We start from the raw sequence: 18,157 nt of genomic DNA, 5'->3' as shown, positions 1-18,157 counted from the left end.
GGGGAGCACACCGCGGTGGTGTGCTCCCCCGGCATCCGGGACGGGCCACCGCGACCGTAGCCCAGGGCGAATCGGGCGATCACCATCAGCCAACGACAAAGGCCACCACCGTCCCTTCATGGAGACCTCACAAAGACGGGGCATCACACCTGCGATGATGTGAAGCTCATCACGCCAGCCCTCTGTTGGGTTCTGCCAAAGCGCCTCGGTGTGTCACTTTCATGGCCAGCACGTGTGCACCCGCGCACCTTGTGTCAGGCCCGTGCCCGTATAGCGGACATGCGTTCCCTCTGAGCGGGATACGGGCTCAGACTGTGCGCTCCACCCTCAGCCAAGGAACAGGGCACCGCCATGTCACGGACCTCCGCGCCCCCTCCGCCGCCCGTCGACCGGCGGCCGGATGACGTCACGCTCTCGCACGGGCTCAAACAGCGCCATCTCTCCATGATCGCCCTCGGCGGGGTGATCGGGGCCGGGCTCTTCGTCGGCTCCGGCGCGGGCATCGCGGCGGCCGGGCCCTCGATCGTCATCGCCTACGCGCTCTCCGGGCTCCTCGTGATGCTCGTGATGCGGATGCTCGGCGAGATGTCGGCGGCCAACCCCGCCTCCGGCTCCTTCTCCGTCCACGCCGAGCGGGCGATCGGCCCCTGGGCCGGATTCACGGCGGGCTGGGCCTTCTGGTTCCTGCTCTGCGTCGCCGTCGGTCTGGAGGCGATCGGCGCCGCCAAGATCATGACGGGCTGGCTGCCGGGCACACCGGAGTGGGCCTGGGTCGCCCTCTTCATGCTCGTGTTCTGCGGGACGAACCTGGCGGCCGTGAAGAACTTCGGCGAGTTCGAGTTCTGGTTCTAACTCGCCGAAGCGCAGCGGCCAAATAGGTGGACTTTTGCGCGCATTGAACCTTAAACGATCAGGTTTAGGCTTCAATCGGACATTTAGAGCCTCGGATTCGACAACACGAGGGTGACTAAATGGCATACCGCAAGAATCACGCGATGTTCCCGGAGCTGCTGGCCTGGCACGAGGAACGCGTTCGCGTCACGGGGCGGGCAACTGCGGGACTCAAGGAAGCCACCACCATCTCCGCCATCGCACACCGGCTGGGAGTGCACCCGGCCGCCCTGCCGGAGAACGCCCTGGAGCTGTACACCAAACTCCAGCCGCTGGCGCCCAGCACCATGCCTGGCTACGCCAGCGCGCTCAAGCAGTGGTCCCGGTATCTCGCGCACGGCTACCGCGACTTCAGCCGCACCCCCCTGACCCAGTCCGGCCCCAGCGCCGACGATCTCGACCTCCCCCATCCCGCCCTGGTCAAGTTCCGCCGCAAGATGCAGACGGCGGGCCGCGCGGACACCACCGTCACCGGGTACCTCCGCATCGTGCTCGGGATCATGGAACTGGCAGGCAAAAGCGACCCGCTCACCCTTGATGAAGACGACGTGGAGATCTTCATCGTGGCGCGGCGCCGGGAGCGGGAGCGGTGCGGCAAGGAACTGTCCAACAGCCGCTATAACGTCATCCTGGCCGCCGTCCGCGCATGCTTCCGCGCCAACAAGGCCGCCCGCCAGGACCCGACGGCCGACATCGAGCGTCTCAAGCGGACCTCTCTCACAACCCCGGCAGCAACGCCGGTACAGGTGCGCTCACTCCTGGGAGCCGCCGTCGCGGACATGCAGTCATCCAACCCCGTGGTGGCCGACAACGGGCGCCGGATGTGGATGCTGACCCGCCTGATGAGCGGCATGGGCTTCCGCATCTCCACCGCCGCCCGCACCCTCACCAATGATCTCTGGTTCGACGGATCCCGGTACTGGCTCACTCCTGGGTTCGTCAAAGCCCGTTCGGGCCAGCAGAAAGCCCCCCACGCCGTCCCCGAGGACATCGTTCACGAGATGCTGACCAACTGGCGCGCCCACGAAGGAATCGTTCCTTCGGAGTGGAACGTCAACAACACCAACCTTCGCTGGCGCGCGTGGGCCGCCTCACACGGGCTGGGGCACATCCGCCCGCATATGCTCCGCGCGTTCTTCATCGATGAGATGTACGAACGGACCGGCGACGTCTACGGGGTGTCCGTCGCCGCCGACCATGAGGACATCCGGACCACTACCGGCTACATGCGGCGGCGGGTGCGCGCGGAGACAGAACAGGCGCTCCGCAGCTTCGGCACCGATATGCCGGTACGGATCCCGCCCCAGCGCGAGGGGGTCAACGTCCGGGTGCTTGTTCCGGTCGCGCGGGGATCGGCTCCCGCGTAGAAGGGGGGCATGGAAGCACACACGTTGCCCATGGTGGGCGGCCCCCTGGACGGGCTGTCGATGGTGGCCACCCACCTGGAGCCGCTTGCCCTGCACCCCATCGGTTCGCCAGACCTCGGGGGCTGCTATGAGCTGTTCGACCACTCTGTCAGGGGCCTGATCCTGATGTGGCACTCCGGGACGCCCTGACCCGGCCGGGGCCGCTGTACGTCATCTCCGTGACATACAGCGGCCCTCTGGCCGTTCTCGGGGTGCGGGGCCGGGCTGGTCGGCTGATGATCTGTGGCATGACGAGTGTGACGGTAGCGGCGGTGGCGTCCATGGGTCTGGCGGTCGTGATCCTGTGCGCGTTGATAGGGGTCATCGTGGTGCGGCTCATCCCGCCGTCGGCCGGGTACGCGGCCGACCGGCGCGCCTACCGGGACGCGGATGACCCGGGGGGCGGTGGCCCGTACGTGTCGTGGGTCCACCCGCAGGGGCCACCGCGCGATCACTGACGTATGCCCGCTGGTGGGGTGCAGGCACCTGGTAGACGAGACCCGGGAGCGCCGTGGAGTGGTCCGGCCGCCCGGGGGGTCCCTTGATGCCGAGCGCGCTCACACCACAGGGCAGTACCAGCGAATGGCGCCGCACGCGTGCCCGGGTGCTGGCGGAAGAGCCGTCGTGCCGCTGGTGCGGCGCTGCGTCGACGGTGGTCGATCACATCATCCCGCGCGCCCGGGGAGGGGATGACCGGCGCGAGAACCTGTGCGGGTCCTGTGCGCCGTGCAACCTGGCGAGGGGCGCCGGGGGTGGGACGGCGCCGCCGTCGCGGGAGTGGTGAGCGGGCACGCGCACGGCCAGGACCACGCCGCCGCCGGGCGCGGGTGTGCGGTGCGCCGTCGCGCGCCCCCGGTTTTGCGGCCGGGGGGTGGCGCGGACACCCCGCGCCCCCTGTTCTCTCTCCCCGGGCCCCCTCCCCCCTCCCCCGGCCGGAGCACACTCGAAGGAGAACAGACGGGCCCTGACCTGGACGGAAGGCGGTGTGATGGCGCCACGGGGATCACGGGGGGCGGTGATAGCGGTACCGGTGCCGCGCCGGGGGCGCGGCCGGGTCGAGGACGCTGTGGGCCGTACGGTGCGCGCGCTGCGCCCGGCGGGGGCCGACCCGGCGCGCGCGGCCCTGGAAGCGCTGGCGCGGGAGCTGGGGCGGGGTGTGGACACGGCCGGAGCGCGGTCGGATGTGTTCGCGCTGGCGCAGATCACGCCCCGGCTGCTGGATGTGCTGGACCGGTTGACGCCGCGCGAGACGGAGGGCGGGGCGGTGGCCGATCTGCTGGCGGGTCTGGCCGATCCGGACTGAGACGGCGGTGGAGGCGGCCCCTCGCTACGCGACCCCCCGCGATCCGGCCTACCGGACCTTCGGGGGGAAGGTCGCCAAGCTCTCCGCTGGCATGGGGGCGCCGTTCATGCCCTGGCAGCGTCAGGTAGCGGACGTGGCCCTGGAGGTGGATGGGCGGGGCCGGTACCGGTATCCGGTGGTGGTGGTCACCGTCCAGCGGCGCGCGGGGAAAACCACGTTGGTGCGGGCGGTGATGGCGCACCGGGGCCTGACCGTGCGCCGGGCCGGGTTGTGGGTGACCGCCCAGCAGCGCCAGGACGCGGCCGACACCTGGACGGATATGGCCGACGCCATCGAGGACAGCCCCTTGGGGCCGCTGGTGCGTCGGCGCAGCGCGAACGGTCAGGAACAGCTCACCTTCCCCACGGGCGGGAAGCTGCGGGTGTTCAACGCGCGCTCGCGGCGGGCGATGCATGGGAAGTGGTCGGACTGCACCCTGGTCGATGAGGCGTTCGCGTTCACCGACGAGGAGGGGACGGTGATCCTTCAGGGGGTGGTGCCGACGATGGCGACCCGCCCGGGTGCTCAGCTGTGGATCGTCTCCACCGCCGGTACGGCGCTGTCCACGTGGCTGCGGTCCTACGTGCTGCGGGGCCGGGCGGGCGCCGACCGGATGGCCTACTTCGAGTGGGGCATCCCCGAGGACACCGACGACCTGGACGACCTGGAGCTGTACGCGCGTCACCATCCAGCCGTCGGCCACACCATCGACCTGACCGCGCTGGCCGATGCCCGCGCGCTCATGAAGTCGCATGAGTTCGCCCGCGCGTACGGCAACTTCTGGGTGAGCAGCGATGAGTGGGCCATCGCGCCGCCACTGTGGAACGGCTCCCGGACGTGGGAGCGGATCGCCCCGGGGGGTCCGGTGGCGTTCGCGGCCGAGGTCTGCGCCGACCGGTCCTCGGGGGCGATCTGCGCCGCCGGGCGGACGGCGGACGGGCGCACGGCCATCGAGCTGACCGACGAACGCCCGGGGGTGGGGTGGATCGCGCCCCGTCTCCTGGAACTGGCGGAGCGGCACCGGCCGGTCTCGGTGGTGGTCGACCCGGTCTCCCCGGCCGGACCGGTCCACCGGGCACTCATGGACCACCGCCGCTCCCGGGGCCGGTGGGTGCCCCTGGCGCCGTTCGGAACGCCGGAGCTGCTGGACGCGCACACGGAGTTCCTGGACGGTCTGGTCACGGGGGCGACCGTGCACCGGTCCCATGAGCGCCTGGACGCCGCCGTGCGCGCGACCGGGAGCCGTCAGGTCCGCGAACAGGTGGTGTGGTCGCGGCTTCCGGCCGAGGACGGCACCAGTCCCGCGCCGCTGCTGGCCGCCGCGCTCGCCGCGTACGGGCTGGCGCACCCGGTGCCGAACGAGCGCCCCGAAATCGCCGCCTGACCCTTCCCGCGGGGCTACGCTGCGCATTCACAAAACTACTTTGCGTCACAAATCGGCCGGCGTGCGCCCCGGGCGTTATACGCTTAACGTCCTGGTATGGGCGTTCTCTCGGCACTCGGATTCCGGCGCGGCGCGGTGCGCTCCGCCGACGGCGGGGAGCCGTGGAACGACGCCACCCGCCCCGTGACGGCGCCGCCGGGGAACATCGCTCCGATGCTGGCGTATGAGCTGGCGGGCCCGCCGGGGGTATGGGGCCCGTGGGGCATGGGCATCTCGCGCAAGCTGGCGATGAAGGTGCCCGCCGTGCGGCGGGGGGTGCGCACGATCGCGGACAGCATCGCCACCATGCCGTTGCAGCGCTGGCGCGGCCCGACCCAGCTGGAGGCGGGCACGTTCCTGGCACAGCCGGAAGCCTGGCGGGCCTACGTCTCCACCATCACGGAGACGGTTGAGGACCTGATCTTCTACCCGTACGCGTGGTGGCATGTGCTGGGGCGGGATTGGGCGGGGTGGCCCGCCGCCGTTGTCCGCCTGGACCCGCAGTACGTCAGCGTGACGACCGTGCCCGCGTCCGGGGAGGTCGACCGGGTGCACGTCACCTACCGGGGCACGGAACTCCCGCAAGAGGATCTGATCAGGTTCGACGGGCCAGACGACGGACTGTTGACGCTGGGGGATGTGGAGATCCTGACCGCGCTCCGCCTGGAGCTGGCGGCCCAGAGCTACGCGGATCCCGAAGTTCCGTCGGGGGTGCTCACCAACACGGGCGAGTACCGCCTCACCGCCGGGGAGCGGGAGGAAATCCTGGACGGATGGGCCGCCGCCCGCCGCCGTCGCCGCACGGCGTTCCTGGACGCCAACCTTGCCTATCAGTCGGTGCTCTCCACCCCGGAGCAGCTCCAGCTTGTCCAGGGCCGCGAGGAAAGCGCGGTGCAGATCGCCCGCCTGTTGAACCTCCCGCCCCACTACGTGGGCGCGCGGTCGGGCGACTCGATGACGTACAGCACGGTGGCCAGTCAGCGCCGGGACCTGGTGGATATCTCCCTGGCCTCCTACATCGGCGCGATTGAGGGCCGCTTGTCGATGGCCGACCGCAACGGCTCCCCCCACGGGCAAACGGTGCGCTTCGACCGCTCCCATCTGCTGCGCTCCGACGCGCGGGAGTCGGCCGAGGTCGGAGAGATCTTGATCAGGTCGGGCCAGTCCACCCCCGAGGAACAGCGCGCGGAACGGGGCCTGGCCCCCGTCGCGGACGGCGCGGAGGGAACGACCGATGCCATCTGAGCAGACCCGCTTGAGCCCGGGGCAGATCTTCGGCGACCGGGTCATCGTGCGGTGCGCCGTCACCGCCGACACCGCCCCGGACGGCACGGCACCCCGGGCCCGGACGATGACGGCCCAGCTCGCCAAATACGGCACCACCGTCCAGCCGATCTCGTACTTCCCCCGGGTACGCCTGGCCGCCGGAGCGCTGTCGGCCCCCGAGGACCTCAACGCCGTGGTGCTGCTCCGCGACCATGACCCCACCCGGGTCATCGGCGCCATGACCCGGCTCGATGGCCTGGACAAGCGCCCGGTAGCGCGGTTCCGGTTCGCCCGCACCCGGGACGCGGACGACGCGTGGTCGCTGGTCGAGGACGGCATCGTCACCCATGTGTCCGTCGCCTACACCGTCCAGGACGGCCGGGAGGTCATGGAAGACGGCATGTCGGTGTTCGAGGTGACCGCCGCCCAGATCTTCGAAGTGTCGGTGGTCGGCGCGCCCGCCGACCGGGGGGCCCGGATCGAAACCATCACCGCTCAGAAAGGCACCCCCGTGAACACACCCCCCGCTCAGCCCCCGGAAGAGCCGCCCCCGGCCGCGCCCGTTCCCGCGCCCCCGTCCGCGCCCCCGTCCGGGCCGCCGTCCGGGCCGCCGTCCGGCCCGCTGACCGGCCCGCTGACCGATACCCAGTTCGCCGCCGTCCTGGAGCAGGTCCGCGCCCAGCTCGCCCCCACGACCGCCGCGCCGCTGGTGCCCGCGCTCCCGCCCGGCAGTGCCGACGGGTGGCCGGGCGGGGTGTTCACCGCCGACGGCACGCCCGTAGCCGTCCGGGCGACCGACCGCGCCGACCCCCGGATCCCGCGCGCCCGGGGCAGGAACGGCCGCGAGTACAGCGCCGGAGACTTCTTCGCTACCTACGCCCGGGGTGTGAACGAAGGTGACTGGACCGGTCACCACGAGATCCGCCAGGCCCTGGCCGACGAACTCACCGCCGACGTTCCCGGACTCCTCCCGACCGCGATCGTCGGGGAACTGCTCGGCCGGGCGTCCGGGCGCCGTGTGGCGTGGGACTCCCTGACCGCGCGGGACATGCCCATGACGGGAGCCAAGTTCTCCCGCCCGACGATCACGCAGCATGTCGCCGTAGACGAGCAGAAGACGCAGAAGAGCGAGGTTGCCTCCCGTAAGTACACCGTGGGCCTGGCGGACGTTCCCAAGGTCACGCTGGCGGGGGCGCTGGATATCGCACAGCAGGCGATCGACTGGACCTCCCCAAGCCTGTTGAACGAGCTGATCCTGGACTTCACCCGCATCTACGTCAGCCGGACGGACAAGCTGGCCGCCGCCGCCATCACGACGAACGCGAAGGGCACGGCCGTGCCGTGGGACGGCAAGGCCGCCACGCTGAACGAGGCGCTCGCCCAGGCGGCCGGGGCCGTCTTCTCACGGCCCGGGGAGGACCACGACGTGTTCCCCAACACCGTCTGGTTGTCGGTGGACATGTGGGTGAAGATCGCCGGGTTCACCGACACGACCGGGCGCCCGCTCCTCCCCTACCTGGGGCCCGCCAACGCGGCCGGGATGATCAATCTGGCCAACCCCGAGCAAGGCGTTCTCAACTCCCCGTTCCGGTGGGTGGTCGACAAGAATTTCGCGTCGGGGACGTTCATCGTCGGGGACCGCGAATACTGCGAGTCGTACGAGAACGGCCGCCGGTTCCTCCAGGCCGTGCGGCCGGATGTGCTCGGCCTGGATATCGCCTACATGGGCTACGTGGCGACATACTTCGCCTACCCGTCCACGCTGGTGCCCATCACGGTCACACCCCCGGCCGGGACGGCGGCGAAGTGATGCCCCGCGCGATCACCGCCCAGAACGCGGCCGACTACATCGGCATCGCCCTGCCAGACCCGGCCACCTACGACGGGTACGCGCTCGGCATCGTCGTGAACGCCGTCAACGTCCTGGTGCCCTCCACCGTGCCCCGGGTCCGCGCGCTCCCGCCGTCGGAGGAATGGCCGGTAGACGTGACCCTCGCGGCGCATCTCATGGCCGCGCGGCTGTTCGCCCGCCGCCGCTCCCCCACCGGGGTGGCCACCTACACCGAGACCGGACCCGCCTACGTCGCCCGCTGGGATCCCGACCTGGAACGGCTGCTCCAGGTCGGGAAGTGGGCGCCCCCGGGGGGCGCGTGATGGAGACGATCCGCACCATCACGGCCGGGATGGACGCCCTGGCCCAGCGCCTGGCGCTCCGCGTCGACCGCCCCGTCACGACCGACCCCACGACCGTCGCCGCCACCCCGTGCGTGCTCATCGAGCCGCCGACCCTGGAGCCGCCCGCGCTGCTGTGCGGGGCCTATATCCACCGCTATACCGTGCTGGTCATCGGCCTGCCCGGGGCCCGCGCGGAGCTTGATCCGCTGGCCGATCTGCTGGCCCAGACCATTGAGGCCCTGGACGACCTGGACCTGATGTGGGTCCTGGCCGAACCCGTCGCGTATGTGCCGCTCCAGGACGCCAGCGCGGCCGAGCCCTGCCAGGCGTACCGGATCACTGTGGAGGAGACGACGCTATGACCACCCCGACGAAACCTGTCGCGTCCCGCGTCCGCAAGGGCGTCTTCAGCCTGAAGGCGGCCGGGGAGACCACCGCCACAGTGTTCTCATGCAGTCCCACCGCCGTCACCCTCACCCCGGAAGCGGGAGACGCCGGGGACGATCTGGAAGTGCTGTGCGGTGAGGCGATCAAGGGCGCCCCCGGGACAACCGCCTGGACGCTGAACTTGGTCTCGATCCAGCAGATCGAACAGGCGGACGACGCCGGGAAGTCGCTGGTGCTCTACGCCCTGGAGCACGACGGGGAGCAAATCGAGTTCTCGTTCAAGCCGGGCCCGACCACCAAGACGTTCACCGGAACGGTGACCGTGATCGCGCTCGGCATCGGCGGGGAAGTCGGCGGGACCGCGCCCACGTCTGAGAGTGAGTGGCCGATGGGTGGGCCGCCGACCGTCGCCCCGCCCACCCCGGCCGCCAGGACCACCACCACGAGCGGGGGTGCGTGATGGCCCGGGGCCGCACGGTCGTCGCCGTGGACGGCGGGCCCGCGCTCCGGCGCCGTCTGCGGGACGTTGAGGGGGGCCTGGACGACCTGCGGGACGAACACCGGTGGGTCGCCGGATACGTCCTCTCACGCGCCGCTCCGGGCACGCCCCGCCGTAGCGGCAGGCTCACAGCCACGGGCCGTTCGTCGGGCACCAGGACCATGAGCACCGTCCGCTACGGCGGGGCCCGCGCCCCTTACGCCGCCCCCGTCCACTACGGGTGGCCCGCCCGCCACATCCCGCCGCACGAGTGGGTTATCAACGCCGCCCAGACCTCGGAGCCCGTGTGGCGCGCCCGGTTTGAGGAAACGATTGAGCGGCTGGTGGAGAGGACGCCGGGATGAGTACCAAGGCCCGTCGGCGGGTTCCGCCGCCGCCCCCGCACCCCATCCCCGACCCCCCGGACGGCGGGTGGATCGGCGATCCGGAGTTCCTGACCCATGACGAGTTGGACGAGATTTGCCGGGTCACCGGGAAGAGCCTGACCGAACTCGAAGTGACACGGCTGTGGCCATACGCGGCGGTCGCGTATGCCCGCCGTACAGACGCCGCCCGCTACCCGTGGGCGGTGGCCGGGATGATCCCGCTGGACGCCGTCAAGGTCGGCGACCAGGACGACGACGGCGGCGGTACGGCCCAGGCCGCCGCCGACGCGGAGCACGCCGCCGCCGTCGCCGCCGCCATCGAGGCCGGAGAGACACCCCCGGACCCCCCGGACCCCGCCTGACCGGACCGGTCGCACACCGCGTCATGCTCGCCCGCGCATGGCGCATCAGTCCGGCACAGATCAGGGCATGCACGCTCGCGGAGACCCGCGCGATGTGGGATCTCCTGGACTGGGAGTGGGAGGTGACCCGCCGTGGCCGGTAGACCCTCCACCCTGGCCATCCGCGTCACCTCCGACTCCCGGCAGGCACGCCAGGACATCCGGGGCGCCGAAGGCGAGGTGACCGGCACTCTGGGCAAGCTCAAGACGGCCGGGCCCGCGCTCGCCGCCGCCGCCGGGGCCGCCATCGGCATGGCCATCGCCGCCGCCTTCGGCAAGGCCCTGGAGCAAGGCAAGATCACCGCGCGGTTGGGTGCCCAGCTCGGCACCACCCCCGCCGAAGGCGCCCGGCTCGGCAAGATCACAGGCCAGCTCTTCGCCAAGGGAGTGGGCGACGACTTCCAGCAGGTAGCCGACTCCATCTCGGCCGTGATGCGCTCCGGACTCGCCCCGCCCGGCGCCACCAATGCCCAGCTCGAATCGATCGCGACCAAGGCCACCGATCTGGGGACGACGTTCACGCAGGACGTCGGGCAGGCATCCCGCACCGCCGCCCAGATGATCAAGACCGGTCTGGTTCGCGACGCCGACGAGGCGTTCGACGTGCTCACCCGGGGGTTCCAGAGCGGGGCGAACGCCGCCGACGATCTGCTGGCGACGTTCTCGGAGTACAGCACCCAGTTCCGGGACCTGGGGCTGTCCGGGCAGACCGCCATGGGACTGCTCTCCCAGGGACTCAAGGGCGGTGCCCGGGATGCCGACGTGGTGGCCGACGCGCTGAAAGAGCTGAACATCCGTGTCAAGGACAAGAGCGCCGCCACCGCCCTGAAAGAGCTGGGGCTCAACGCCGATGAGATGGCCCTGAAGTTCACCCAGGGCGGGCCCCAGGCAGCTACCGCGCTGGACAGCGTCCTGGACCGGCTGCGCGCCGTGAAGGATCCCGCCGAGCGCTCCCGCCTGGCCGTCGCCCTGCTGGGAACCCAGGCCGAGGATCTCGCCGGAGCCCTGTACTCGCTGGACCCGTCCACCGCCGTGAGCGCGCTCGGCAGTGTCAAGGGGGCGTCGGACCGCCTGGGAACCTCGCTCCGCGACAACGCCGCCGCCAAGATCGAATCGTTCCAGCGCACCGCCCAACAGAAGCTGGTCAACTTCCTCGGCCAGCACGTCCTTCCCGCCCTGGTGACCATGTGGCGCTGGTGGGAACAGAAGATCGCCCCCGTCATCAGCAAGGTCACCACCCTGTACGGCACCTACATGGCGCCCGTGCTCGCCGCCGTCCGCTCCGGCGTCGACAAAGTCTCCGGCGCCGTCCGCGACAACGAACACCGCTGGCGGCCCTTGTGGGACCTGCTCCAGAAGCACGTCGTCCCCATCGCCGGGAAAGTCGCCGGAGTGCTCGCCGGGGCCGTGTTCGATGGGGTGGTGGGAGTGATCAACGTCGTCTCCCGGCTGGTCGGCTGGTTCTCCACCCTGGTCGGCTGGATCCGCAGCGTGATCGAGTGGTTCGCCCGGCTCAAGCCCCCGTCGTGGCTGCGCACCATCGGCGACTGGCTCCCGTTCGCCGCGCCGGAGCAGCGCGCCGCCGCCCGTGCCGCGCTCGGCCCCACCACCCGCACCGCCAGGACGGCGCCGCCGCGCTGGATCGCCCAGCTCACCACCGCGCCCACCGTCGTCAACGTCACCATCGATGGCCAGCAACTTCAGGGCCGCATCACCCGCACCGTCACCAGCGCCATGCAGTACGAAGGCGCCCGCTACCTCGCCGGGGGGTGGGCCTGACATGGCGGGGCGCTCAGCGGTCGCGGTCACCTCCCTGGCGGCCGATCTGGGATACGGCCACTTCCGCTTCACCATCACCACCGACCCCCGGGCGGCTAGCGGCACCCCCTACAGCCTGACCATGAACGCCGGAGCCAACGTCGTCCGGGGCACGATCGCCGCCGTGGGGTCCGCCTCCTATGACGCGGTGCGCCGCATCTCCGCCGGGCCCAAAGTCGCCACCTGCACCGTGGACGGCGACTACGACCCCGGGCGCGGAGACTGGGAGATGGAGGCCCTGACCCTGACCCGGTTCAGCCTCTCCGGCCAGCGCCTGACCGTCGATGCCCGCTGGTGTGTCTCCGGGGGCGGCCCCACCAGCGGCGATGTCGAGTTCGTGTGGGGTGACGGGAACCGCGAGTCCGCCACCATGACGGCGCCCGACTGGACCCAAGGGCGGGTCACCCGCCGCAACGACTACGTGCTTCTGCCGGACACCCGGACCTATGAGGTCACCGTGACCAGCGGGGCCCAGGCCGTCACCCGCTCGATCACCGTGCCCGGAACCGGCCGCGTGGTCCTCACCACCGCCAGCGGCGAGACGGCCGTAGTCGACGTGCAGGCGTGGCCGGAGCGCGCCTACGCCCGGTCCAGCGCAACCCTGGCCGTCGTCGGCCGGGAAGACCCGATCGTTCTCCTGGACGCGCTCCGCTCCCCGACGGGAACGGTCACCTTCCTGACCCGCACCGACGCGGAGGCCGCCGCACTCCTGACCGTGCTCCGCTCCCCCGCACCGATCCGCCTCGCCTCCCCCTGCCCCGCCGTGCCGAACGTGTCGTTCGTGGCCTTGTCGACCGCCGCCGCCCGCCTCACCGCCGACGGGTCCGACCCCCGCCGTCTGTGGCCCACCCCCATCCAGGAAGTCCCGTGAGACGCGTCAGCGCCCAATGGGCCAGCACGATCACCACCACCCACACCATCGTCACGGACGTGGTCTCCTACCTCGGGGAGAGCGAGCGCCTGGCCACGGTCCCCATCACGGCCGGACAGATCGTGTACGACGCCACCGCCCGGGGCCAGCGGCGCTGTCAGATCACCGTCCCCCTCATTGACGGCGGCACACGGTGGGACCCCGGAAGCGACCCCCGCCACCCCCTGGCTAGCTACGGCCAGCGCCTCCGCATCCGTACCGGAGTCCGCCACCCCGACGGCACGGCCGAGTTGCTCGAACACGGTCAGTACCTGGTGAACGAAGTCACCGTGGACGAGACGGAAGGAACCGTGAACGTCACCGGAGCCGACCTGTACGCGCTCATGGAACAGTGCCGGATCACCGAGAACACGCTCAGCTTCCTGCCCACGGGCGACAGCTATCTCCTGTCGACACTCCGACTGACGTACGCCCGCCTGAACGTCGATGACACGAGGATCCTCAACGCAGGCTGGACAGATGAGGTCGACGACCGCCGGACCCTCTCCGCCCCCGTCGAAACGCCCGAAGGCGCCGACCGCACACCGATCCTGGACAGCCTTTGCGCCGCCTGGCCCGCGCAAATGTACGTCCGCGATGACGGTCTGCTGGTCTTCGATCAGGCGATCACCGGACCCGCCGCGACTCCCGTCGCCCGCATCCAGGCGGGCACCACCGGCACCCTGGTCACCCGGGGCCGCCGCGCCGCCCGCCAACGCGTCTACAACGCCGTGTATGCGACGGGAATCAACCCGGATACCGGCGCCGTCCGCGCACGCGGATCCGCCGTCAAGACCACCGGACCCCTCAACGTGCGCGGCCCGTACGGATGGGTGAGTCGCTGGTACACCAGCCCGTTCCTCACCACCACCGCCCAGGCCAACGCCACCGCCCGCACCCTCCTCGCACGCGGCACCCTCTACGCCAGAACCGAAGAGATCACCGCCGCGCCTGACCCCGCCCTCCAACTCAACGACACCGTGGACGTGGTCTCCCCCGGGGGCGGCACCTTCCGGGGACTGATCTCCTCCATCACCCTCCCCCTCACCGCCGCCGGGGGCCCCATGGCCCTCAGCGTCACCAACGACACCCCGGAGTGACCATGCCCACCCTCGCCCAGGCGCTCCAGGACCCCCCGCCCCAGCCCCTCCCGCCCCGCGTGATCACCGTCGTCTCCTCCACCGCCGCCACCATCGAGACCAGCGAAGGACCCGTCGTCAACGCCATCGCCGCCACCCCCCAAGACGGGAAAGTGGTCGTCATCCACGTGGACGCCGTCCGGTACGCCGTCGGATGGCTCCGCACATGACAACGGCCCCGGGGAACACACACTCCCCGGGGCCGCCCGTACGTCAACAAGAAGACGTACGTACGTCAGCTCTTCACATCCCGCACAAACGCGCTCCAGGCCGCCGCACCCACCACGACAACCGGGCCGCCCTCCACCTTGCTGTCACGCACCGGAACCACCCCCGGAACGCCGTCGCGAACCTCCACGCAAGCGCCGCCGCTGGAGTCGCTGTAGGTCGACTTGCGCCACACGCTGTTGTCCACGATCACTGAGCGAGACACGAATATCCCTGCCTTTCATGACGGATCGGATGTACGAGAGGGATGCAGCTACCGGTAGCGCGTCGCCCAACAGATCATCGTAGGCGAATCCGAACGCCGTGGCTTGATCCTCTTCGAAAAGGGTTCCGGTAGCCACGCCTTCGCTGTAAGCGAGATCCCGCCCCTTGGGCATGGCCAGTACGGTCAGCGATCCTCCCATCATGGGGTGGTCCCCCGTAGTGTGCGGGAGTACCTGGATCGCCACATGCGGCATCTCAGCGGCTCGGAGGAGCGCCGCCATTTGCCCACGCATGACATAGGTCCCGCCGACCGGCCGCAAAAACACCGCTTCATCCAGGACAACCCGAAGATTTGGCGGTTCGTGCCCAATTAGACGTTCCTGTCGACTCAGCCGAGCCATAACGAGATCGTCAAGTTGCATGCTGGTCTTAGTCTCTGGATAACGAGACAGAATGGCTCGGGCATACTCGGGAGTTTGAAGGAGTCCAGGCACCACCTGGCTTGTGTACGTTCTGATAGTGAGCGCCCTTTGCTCAGCCTCCATGTACGCCTGCGCCCAAGTGGGATAACCCTCCCTATACATATGAGGCCAGAGATCGACTAGATGCCCGTCGGCACCCAGGGCATCGTCAAGGCGCTCACTCAAGCTGAGTGGACAACGCGTCCCCGTCGCCGACTCGATCTGCCCAATTCGACTCGTAGAGACGTGCACCTTCTTCCCAAGCGTCGCTTGGGTCATGTCAGCCTTACTCCTCAGCCTCTGGACATGACGGCCGTACACCAGTGCTAACGAGGATGACCCCTTGGCTTTCTCAAGGTCCATTCGCACCTCCCAAGTCCCATACTGCCACCATCAGTTGTTACTTCCAGGGAAGTAACAACGTCGCCCCTTCCGCAGGGTACCGGCGCGGCGCGAGGCTGTAACCGCAAGCGAAAACCCCCCAACCTCCTCCCGAGAGAGGTTTCGTGATGCCCTCACCGCCGCCCACCACGATCACGAACGCATGGCCGAGTACGCGCCAGTCCGGCCGGTTGCTCCAGTGCCTGCGTGTCGATGATCAGCCGCCGCTTTACATGATCCCGTTCGAGTTGACGATGGACGGGAAGCCCATCGGCGCCTCGCTGGTACTGACCCCCGGCCGCCTCCGCGATCTGCTGAAGGAGATCGCGGAAGCCCTCCCCGGGGACGAGACGGAACCGGCCCTGGTCGCGTTGGGGCTGAGGGAACCGGAGTCCGTCACCCTCGATCCCGAGGACCTCAGCCACCTGGACGAGGCCAGCGGCGACGGCGAGGTACGCGCGGACAAACCGTCCAGGGATCCGAGGCCGTAATGCGGTGGCTTGGCTGGTTAGAAGAGTCCGCTTCCGGTCTCCTCTTCGGCGCCTTGACGCTGGGTACCCCCGCCGTCCTGGTGGTGGCCGTGCTGCTCCGGACGGACTGGGTTGCCCTGTAGCCTCCTCCGCCCACAGACAGGCTCCAGTCCGGCGCCGAAACGGCCCTGACTGAAGTCGCACACTCACCGCCTGGCGACGGGCGGTGAGCCGGGGAATGGCCCCCGGGGGCCCCGCATGCCTGTCGGTGGGCGGGCGGCCCGCAGACCTATAGATCCCGTCCGGTGACGCCGGGCGGCCACAGGGGGCCCTACGGATGGAGGGCCGGGCGGACACGCTTGGGGAAGCTCACCGCCCGCCCCGCCCGGTGAAACCGGGCGGGGCCCCTTCCCTCCCATTGACCCGCTCACCTCCCCCGGGGTGAGCGTGCCCCCGGGACTCGTCACCCCGGGTCGGGGCGTCAACATGTGCGGTCGCCGCCCCGGGACCCTGCCCCCGTGACCGCATCGCCCCGGGGGCAGGGTCCACCGCAGTACCCCACCGGGCGGTACTCCCGGTGGTGGCGCGGGCGCTTCAGAGGGTGAAGCACCCGCGCCAGTCTCGCCCGGTGGGGCTGGTGTGCCCCCACCGGGCGAGACCCTGACTGCTCACCCCGCCCTGGGTGAGCACACCCCGGGGCTAGTCACCCCGGGAAGGGGGCGGTACAGCGTTCGCCGCCCCGGACCCTGCCCACGTCGCCCGCCCTGGCTGCTGGGGCAGGGTCCACCCCCTAGCCTCCACTGCATTGATGGTGCGGTGGAGGGGGCCGGTGGCACGGCCCCGGGGCGCGGTGTTCTCGTCGGGTCGAGCAGCCGCGCCCCGCCTCGCCCGTGGTCCTGATCCATCCACGGGCGGGGCCCCTCCCCAAGAGCAGATGCGCGGGAACTACGGCGGGTCCGACTGGTTCAAGGGGGGGGAACGATGCCAGGTGAACACATTGATGGCCGCGTGTGTCCTGGCTCTCACCTGCTTTGCCTGGGGTGCGGAGCAAAGGGCGTCGTCACCGAAGACACTGCCAGGGTGACGGCGCATGGCGTGATGTTCACAGAAGAGGCGAAGCACAGGTGCCGTGCGTGTGGTGGGCGGGGCGTGTTCTGTAAGACGCCGGGGCCCGGCCCGTGTACGGGATTGATGGCTGCCAATCAGATCATCGGACCGCACTCGTTCCCGCCTGTGTGACCACAGAGCAACCACGTTGGGCCCCTCATTCGAGGGGCCCAACGTGCGTTCCCCTACCGTTCAGCAGACGGCTATTTGAGACATAAAGCTTAGACAAGGACATAAAATCCTTGGACAAAAAGTCCGGAGTCAACGGGGGTTGACCAGCAAAGATCCACTTGGGTACAAAGAGTTCTGGTTCGCCGCGCTGAAGGTGGGCGCCATCGTCCTCTTCCTCGGCATCGGCGTCCTCGCCATCACCGGCCTCCTGCCGGACACCGACGCCCCCGGCACCGCCAACCTCACCGGCGACGGCGGCTTCTTCCCCCAGGGCGTGGACGGTCTCGTCGTCGGCCTGCTCGCCTCGGTCTTCGCGTACGGAGGACTGGAGACCGTCACCATCGCCGCCGCCGAGTCCGAGCACCCGGTGCGGGGTGTGGCCAAGGCCGTGAAGACCGCGATGTGGCGCATCGCCGTCTTCTACATCGGCTCGATGGCCGTCATCGTCACCCTCGTCCCGTGGAACGACCCCGTGGTCGTCGAGAAGGGCCCCTACGTCGCCACCCTCGACCATCTGGGGATCCCCGGCGCCGGCGAGATCATGAACGTGGTCGTGCTGATCGCCCTGCTCTCCGCGATGAACGCCAACATCTACGGCGCCTCCCGCATGGCCTGCTCCCTCGTCGCCCGGCGCCAGGGCCCGCCCGCGCTGGGCCGCACCTTCGGCGGCGTGCCCCGGGCGGCCGTCGTCGTCTCCTCGCTCTTCGGCTTCGGCTGTGTGCTGCTGAGCTACTGGCGGCCCGACGACGTCTTCATGTGGCTGCTCAACATGATCGGCGCGATCATCCTCGTCGTCTGGATCTTCATCGCCGTCTCCCAGCTCATCCTGCGCCGCCGCACCGAACGGGAGGCGCCCGAGCGGCTCGTGGTGCGGATGTGGCTCTACCCCGTACTGACGTGGGTCGCGCTGGCGGGCATGGCGACGGTGTTCGTCCTCATGGCGCGGGAGCCGGGGACGCGGACACAGCTCTACTACACCGGTGGGCTGGTCCTGGCGCTGGCGCTGGTGGGGTACGCGCGGCAGCGCGCCGCGAACCGGGGCGCGACGCCCGCGCCCGCGGAGGACTGACCCGCGCCGTTCGTGATGCCGAGCGCCCCCTCGTGCGGAGGGGG

The 18,157-nt window shown here is 70.2% G+C and carries 18 protein-coding genes and 3 pseudogenes; 19 read left to right on the top strand and 2 right to left on the bottom strand.

The features are described 5' to 3' along the window. Positions 1-351: 351 nt before the first annotated feature. The 17 genes and pseudogenes from ACFVIM_RS21375 to ACFVIM_RS21295 form a co-directional block, all read left to right on the top strand. A pseudogene (locus tag ACFVIM_RS21375) lies at positions 352-849 on the top strand (amino acid permease); the annotation flags it as partial. 122 nt (positions 850-971) lie between these two features. Next, complete coding sequence (locus ACFVIM_RS21370) at positions 972-2,258, top strand: tyrosine-type recombinase/integrase (protein ID WP_384303501.1); 1,287 nt, start codon at positions 972-974, stop codon at positions 2,256-2,258. 9 nt (positions 2,259-2,267) lie between these two features. Further along, positions 2,268-2,447, top strand: coding sequence for a hypothetical protein (locus ACFVIM_RS21365; RefSeq protein ID WP_384303499.1), 180 nt, complete (start codon positions 2,268-2,270; stop codon positions 2,445-2,447). Positions 2,448-2,545: 98 nt separating this feature from the next. Further along, positions 2,546-2,755: a hypothetical protein gene (locus tag ACFVIM_RS21360; RefSeq protein WP_384303498.1), complete on the top strand. Its 210-nt coding sequence runs from the start codon at positions 2,546-2,548 to the stop codon at positions 2,753-2,755. Between the two features lie 86 nt (positions 2,756-2,841). After that, a complete protein-coding gene (locus ACFVIM_RS21355; RefSeq protein ID WP_384303496.1) occupies positions 2,842-3,081 on the top strand; it encodes an HNH endonuclease in 240 nt (79 codons plus the stop codon). A 231-nt stretch (positions 3,082-3,312) separates the two neighbouring features. Further along, positions 3,313-3,600, top strand: a complete 288-nt coding sequence (locus ACFVIM_RS21350) for a hypothetical protein (protein ID WP_384303494.1) — start codon at positions 3,313-3,315, stop codon at positions 3,598-3,600. Between the two features lie 7 nt (positions 3,601-3,607). Next, positions 3,608-5,023, top strand: coding sequence for a hypothetical protein (locus ACFVIM_RS21345; protein ID WP_384303492.1), 1,416 nt, complete (start codon positions 3,608-3,610; stop codon positions 5,021-5,023). Between the two features lie 96 nt (positions 5,024-5,119). Beyond that, positions 5,120-6,307 carry a phage portal protein gene (locus tag ACFVIM_RS21340; RefSeq protein WP_384303490.1) on the top strand — a complete coding sequence of 396 codons (1,188 nt, stop codon included), beginning with the start codon at positions 5,120-5,122 and terminating at the stop codon, positions 6,305-6,307. Then, the gene (locus tag ACFVIM_RS21335; RefSeq protein WP_384303488.1) at positions 6,297-8,138 is read left to right on the top strand and encodes an HK97 family phage prohead protease; all 1,842 of its coding nucleotides are present in this window, start codon (positions 6,297-6,299) and stop codon (positions 8,136-8,138) included. Before ACFVIM_RS21340 ends, ACFVIM_RS21335 begins: the two co-directional genes overlap by 11 nt. After that, a complete protein-coding gene (locus tag ACFVIM_RS21330; RefSeq protein ID WP_384303486.1) occupies positions 8,138-8,482 on the top strand; it encodes a hypothetical protein in 345 nt (114 codons plus the stop codon). The genes ACFVIM_RS21335 and ACFVIM_RS21330 overlap by 1 nt, the downstream gene beginning before the upstream one ends. Then, positions 8,482-8,865 (top strand): hypothetical protein, encoded by a 384-nt coding sequence (locus ACFVIM_RS21325; protein WP_384303484.1) that lies wholly within the window; start codon positions 8,482-8,484, stop codon positions 8,863-8,865. Before ACFVIM_RS21330 ends, ACFVIM_RS21325 begins: the two co-directional genes overlap by 1 nt. Further along, on the top strand, positions 8,862-9,350 hold the full coding sequence (locus ACFVIM_RS21320) for a hypothetical protein (RefSeq protein ID WP_384303482.1): 489 nt from the start codon (positions 8,862-8,864) through the stop codon (positions 9,348-9,350). The genes ACFVIM_RS21325 and ACFVIM_RS21320 overlap by 4 nt, the downstream gene beginning before the upstream one ends. A gap of 379 nt (positions 9,351-9,729) precedes the next feature. Continuing rightward, positions 9,730-10,116, top strand: a complete 387-nt coding sequence (locus ACFVIM_RS21315) for a hypothetical protein (protein ID WP_384303480.1) — start codon at positions 9,730-9,732, stop codon at positions 10,114-10,116. Between the two features lie 132 nt (positions 10,117-10,248). Further along, a complete protein-coding gene (locus ACFVIM_RS21310) occupies positions 10,249-11,934 on the top strand; it encodes a phage tail tape measure protein (protein ID WP_384303478.1) in 1,686 nt (561 codons plus the stop codon). 1 nt (position 11,935) lies between these two features. Next, the gene (locus ACFVIM_RS21305; protein ID WP_384303476.1) at positions 11,936-12,844 is read left to right on the top strand and encodes a hypothetical protein; all 909 of its coding nucleotides are present in this window, start codon (positions 11,936-11,938) and stop codon (positions 12,842-12,844) included. Next, the gene (locus ACFVIM_RS21300) at positions 12,841-13,983 is read left to right on the top strand and encodes a DUF5047 domain-containing protein (RefSeq protein ID WP_384303474.1); all 1,143 of its coding nucleotides are present in this window, start codon (positions 12,841-12,843) and stop codon (positions 13,981-13,983) included. The genes ACFVIM_RS21305 and ACFVIM_RS21300 overlap by 4 nt, the downstream gene beginning before the upstream one ends. Before the next feature lie 2 nt (positions 13,984-13,985). Then, positions 13,986-14,192: a hypothetical protein gene (locus ACFVIM_RS21295; RefSeq protein ID WP_384303472.1), complete on the top strand. Its 207-nt coding sequence runs from the start codon at positions 13,986-13,988 to the stop codon at positions 14,190-14,192. A gap of 65 nt (positions 14,193-14,257) precedes the next feature. On the opposite strand, the gene ACFVIM_RS21290 is transcribed toward ACFVIM_RS21295, so the two are convergent. Together ACFVIM_RS21290 and ACFVIM_RS21285 are read right to left on the bottom strand one after the other, a co-directional pair. Continuing rightward, complete coding sequence (locus ACFVIM_RS21290; RefSeq protein ID WP_384303470.1) at positions 14,258-14,455, bottom strand: DUF397 domain-containing protein; 198 nt, start codon at positions 14,453-14,455, stop codon at positions 14,258-14,260. A 37-nt stretch (positions 14,456-14,492) separates the two neighbouring features. Continuing rightward, a pseudogene (locus ACFVIM_RS21285) lies at positions 14,493-15,278 on the bottom strand (helix-turn-helix domain-containing protein); the annotation flags it as partial. Between the two features lie 146 nt (positions 15,279-15,424). Here ACFVIM_RS21285 and ACFVIM_RS21280 point away from each other — a divergent pair. Next, complete coding sequence (locus ACFVIM_RS21280; protein WP_384303468.1) at positions 15,425-15,787, top strand: hypothetical protein; 363 nt, start codon at positions 15,425-15,427, stop codon at positions 15,785-15,787. Between the two features lie 1,378 nt (positions 15,788-17,165). Further along, positions 17,166-18,113 (top strand): annotated as a pseudogene (locus tag ACFVIM_RS21275) (amino acid permease); the annotation flags it as partial. Positions 18,114-18,157 lie beyond the last annotated feature (44 nt).

This window comes from Streptomyces sp. NPDC057638, from assembly GCF_042800315.1.
Lineage (GTDB): Bacteria > Actinomycetota > Actinomycetes > Streptomycetales > Streptomycetaceae > Streptomyces.
The sequence above is the reverse complement of the archived record's forward strand: the minus strand, read 5'-3'. Positions and strand labels throughout refer to the sequence as shown.

Excerpts from the sequence above, each read along its gene's own strand:
- ACFVIM_RS21295 (WP_384303472.1), top strand. The coding sequence starts at position 13,986 with ATGCCCACCCTCGCCCAGGCGCTCCAGGACCCCCCGCCCCAGCCCCTC.
- ACFVIM_RS21355 (WP_384303496.1), top strand. The coding sequence starts at position 2,842 with ATGCCGAGCGCGCTCACACCACAGGGCAGTACCAGCGAATGGCGCCGC.
- ACFVIM_RS21365 (WP_384303499.1), top strand. The coding sequence starts at position 2,268 with ATGGAAGCACACACGTTGCCCATGGTGGGCGGCCCCCTGGACGGGCTG.
- ACFVIM_RS21305 (WP_384303476.1), top strand. The coding sequence starts at position 11,936 with ATGGCGGGGCGCTCAGCGGTCGCGGTCACCTCCCTGGCGGCCGATCTG.
- ACFVIM_RS21320 (WP_384303482.1), top strand. The coding sequence starts at position 8,862 with ATGACCACCCCGACGAAACCTGTCGCGTCCCGCGTCCGCAAGGGCGTC.
- ACFVIM_RS21340 (WP_384303490.1), top strand. The coding sequence starts at position 5,120 with ATGGGCGTTCTCTCGGCACTCGGATTCCGGCGCGGCGCGGTGCGCTCC.
- ACFVIM_RS21315 (WP_384303480.1), top strand. The coding sequence starts at position 9,730 with ATGAGTACCAAGGCCCGTCGGCGGGTTCCGCCGCCGCCCCCGCACCCC.
- ACFVIM_RS21370 (WP_384303501.1), top strand. The coding sequence starts at position 972 with ATGGCATACCGCAAGAATCACGCGATGTTCCCGGAGCTGCTGGCCTGG.
- ACFVIM_RS21335 (WP_384303488.1), top strand. The coding sequence starts at position 6,297 with ATGCCATCTGAGCAGACCCGCTTGAGCCCGGGGCAGATCTTCGGCGAC.
- ACFVIM_RS21330 (WP_384303486.1), top strand. The coding sequence starts at position 8,138 with ATGCCCCGCGCGATCACCGCCCAGAACGCGGCCGACTACATCGGCATC.
- ACFVIM_RS21325 (WP_384303484.1), top strand. The coding sequence starts at position 8,482 with ATGGAGACGATCCGCACCATCACGGCCGGGATGGACGCCCTGGCCCAG.
- ACFVIM_RS21360 (WP_384303498.1), top strand. The coding sequence starts at position 2,546 with ATGACGAGTGTGACGGTAGCGGCGGTGGCGTCCATGGGTCTGGCGGTC.
- ACFVIM_RS21280 (WP_384303468.1), top strand. The coding sequence starts at position 15,425 with ATGCCCTCACCGCCGCCCACCACGATCACGAACGCATGGCCGAGTACG.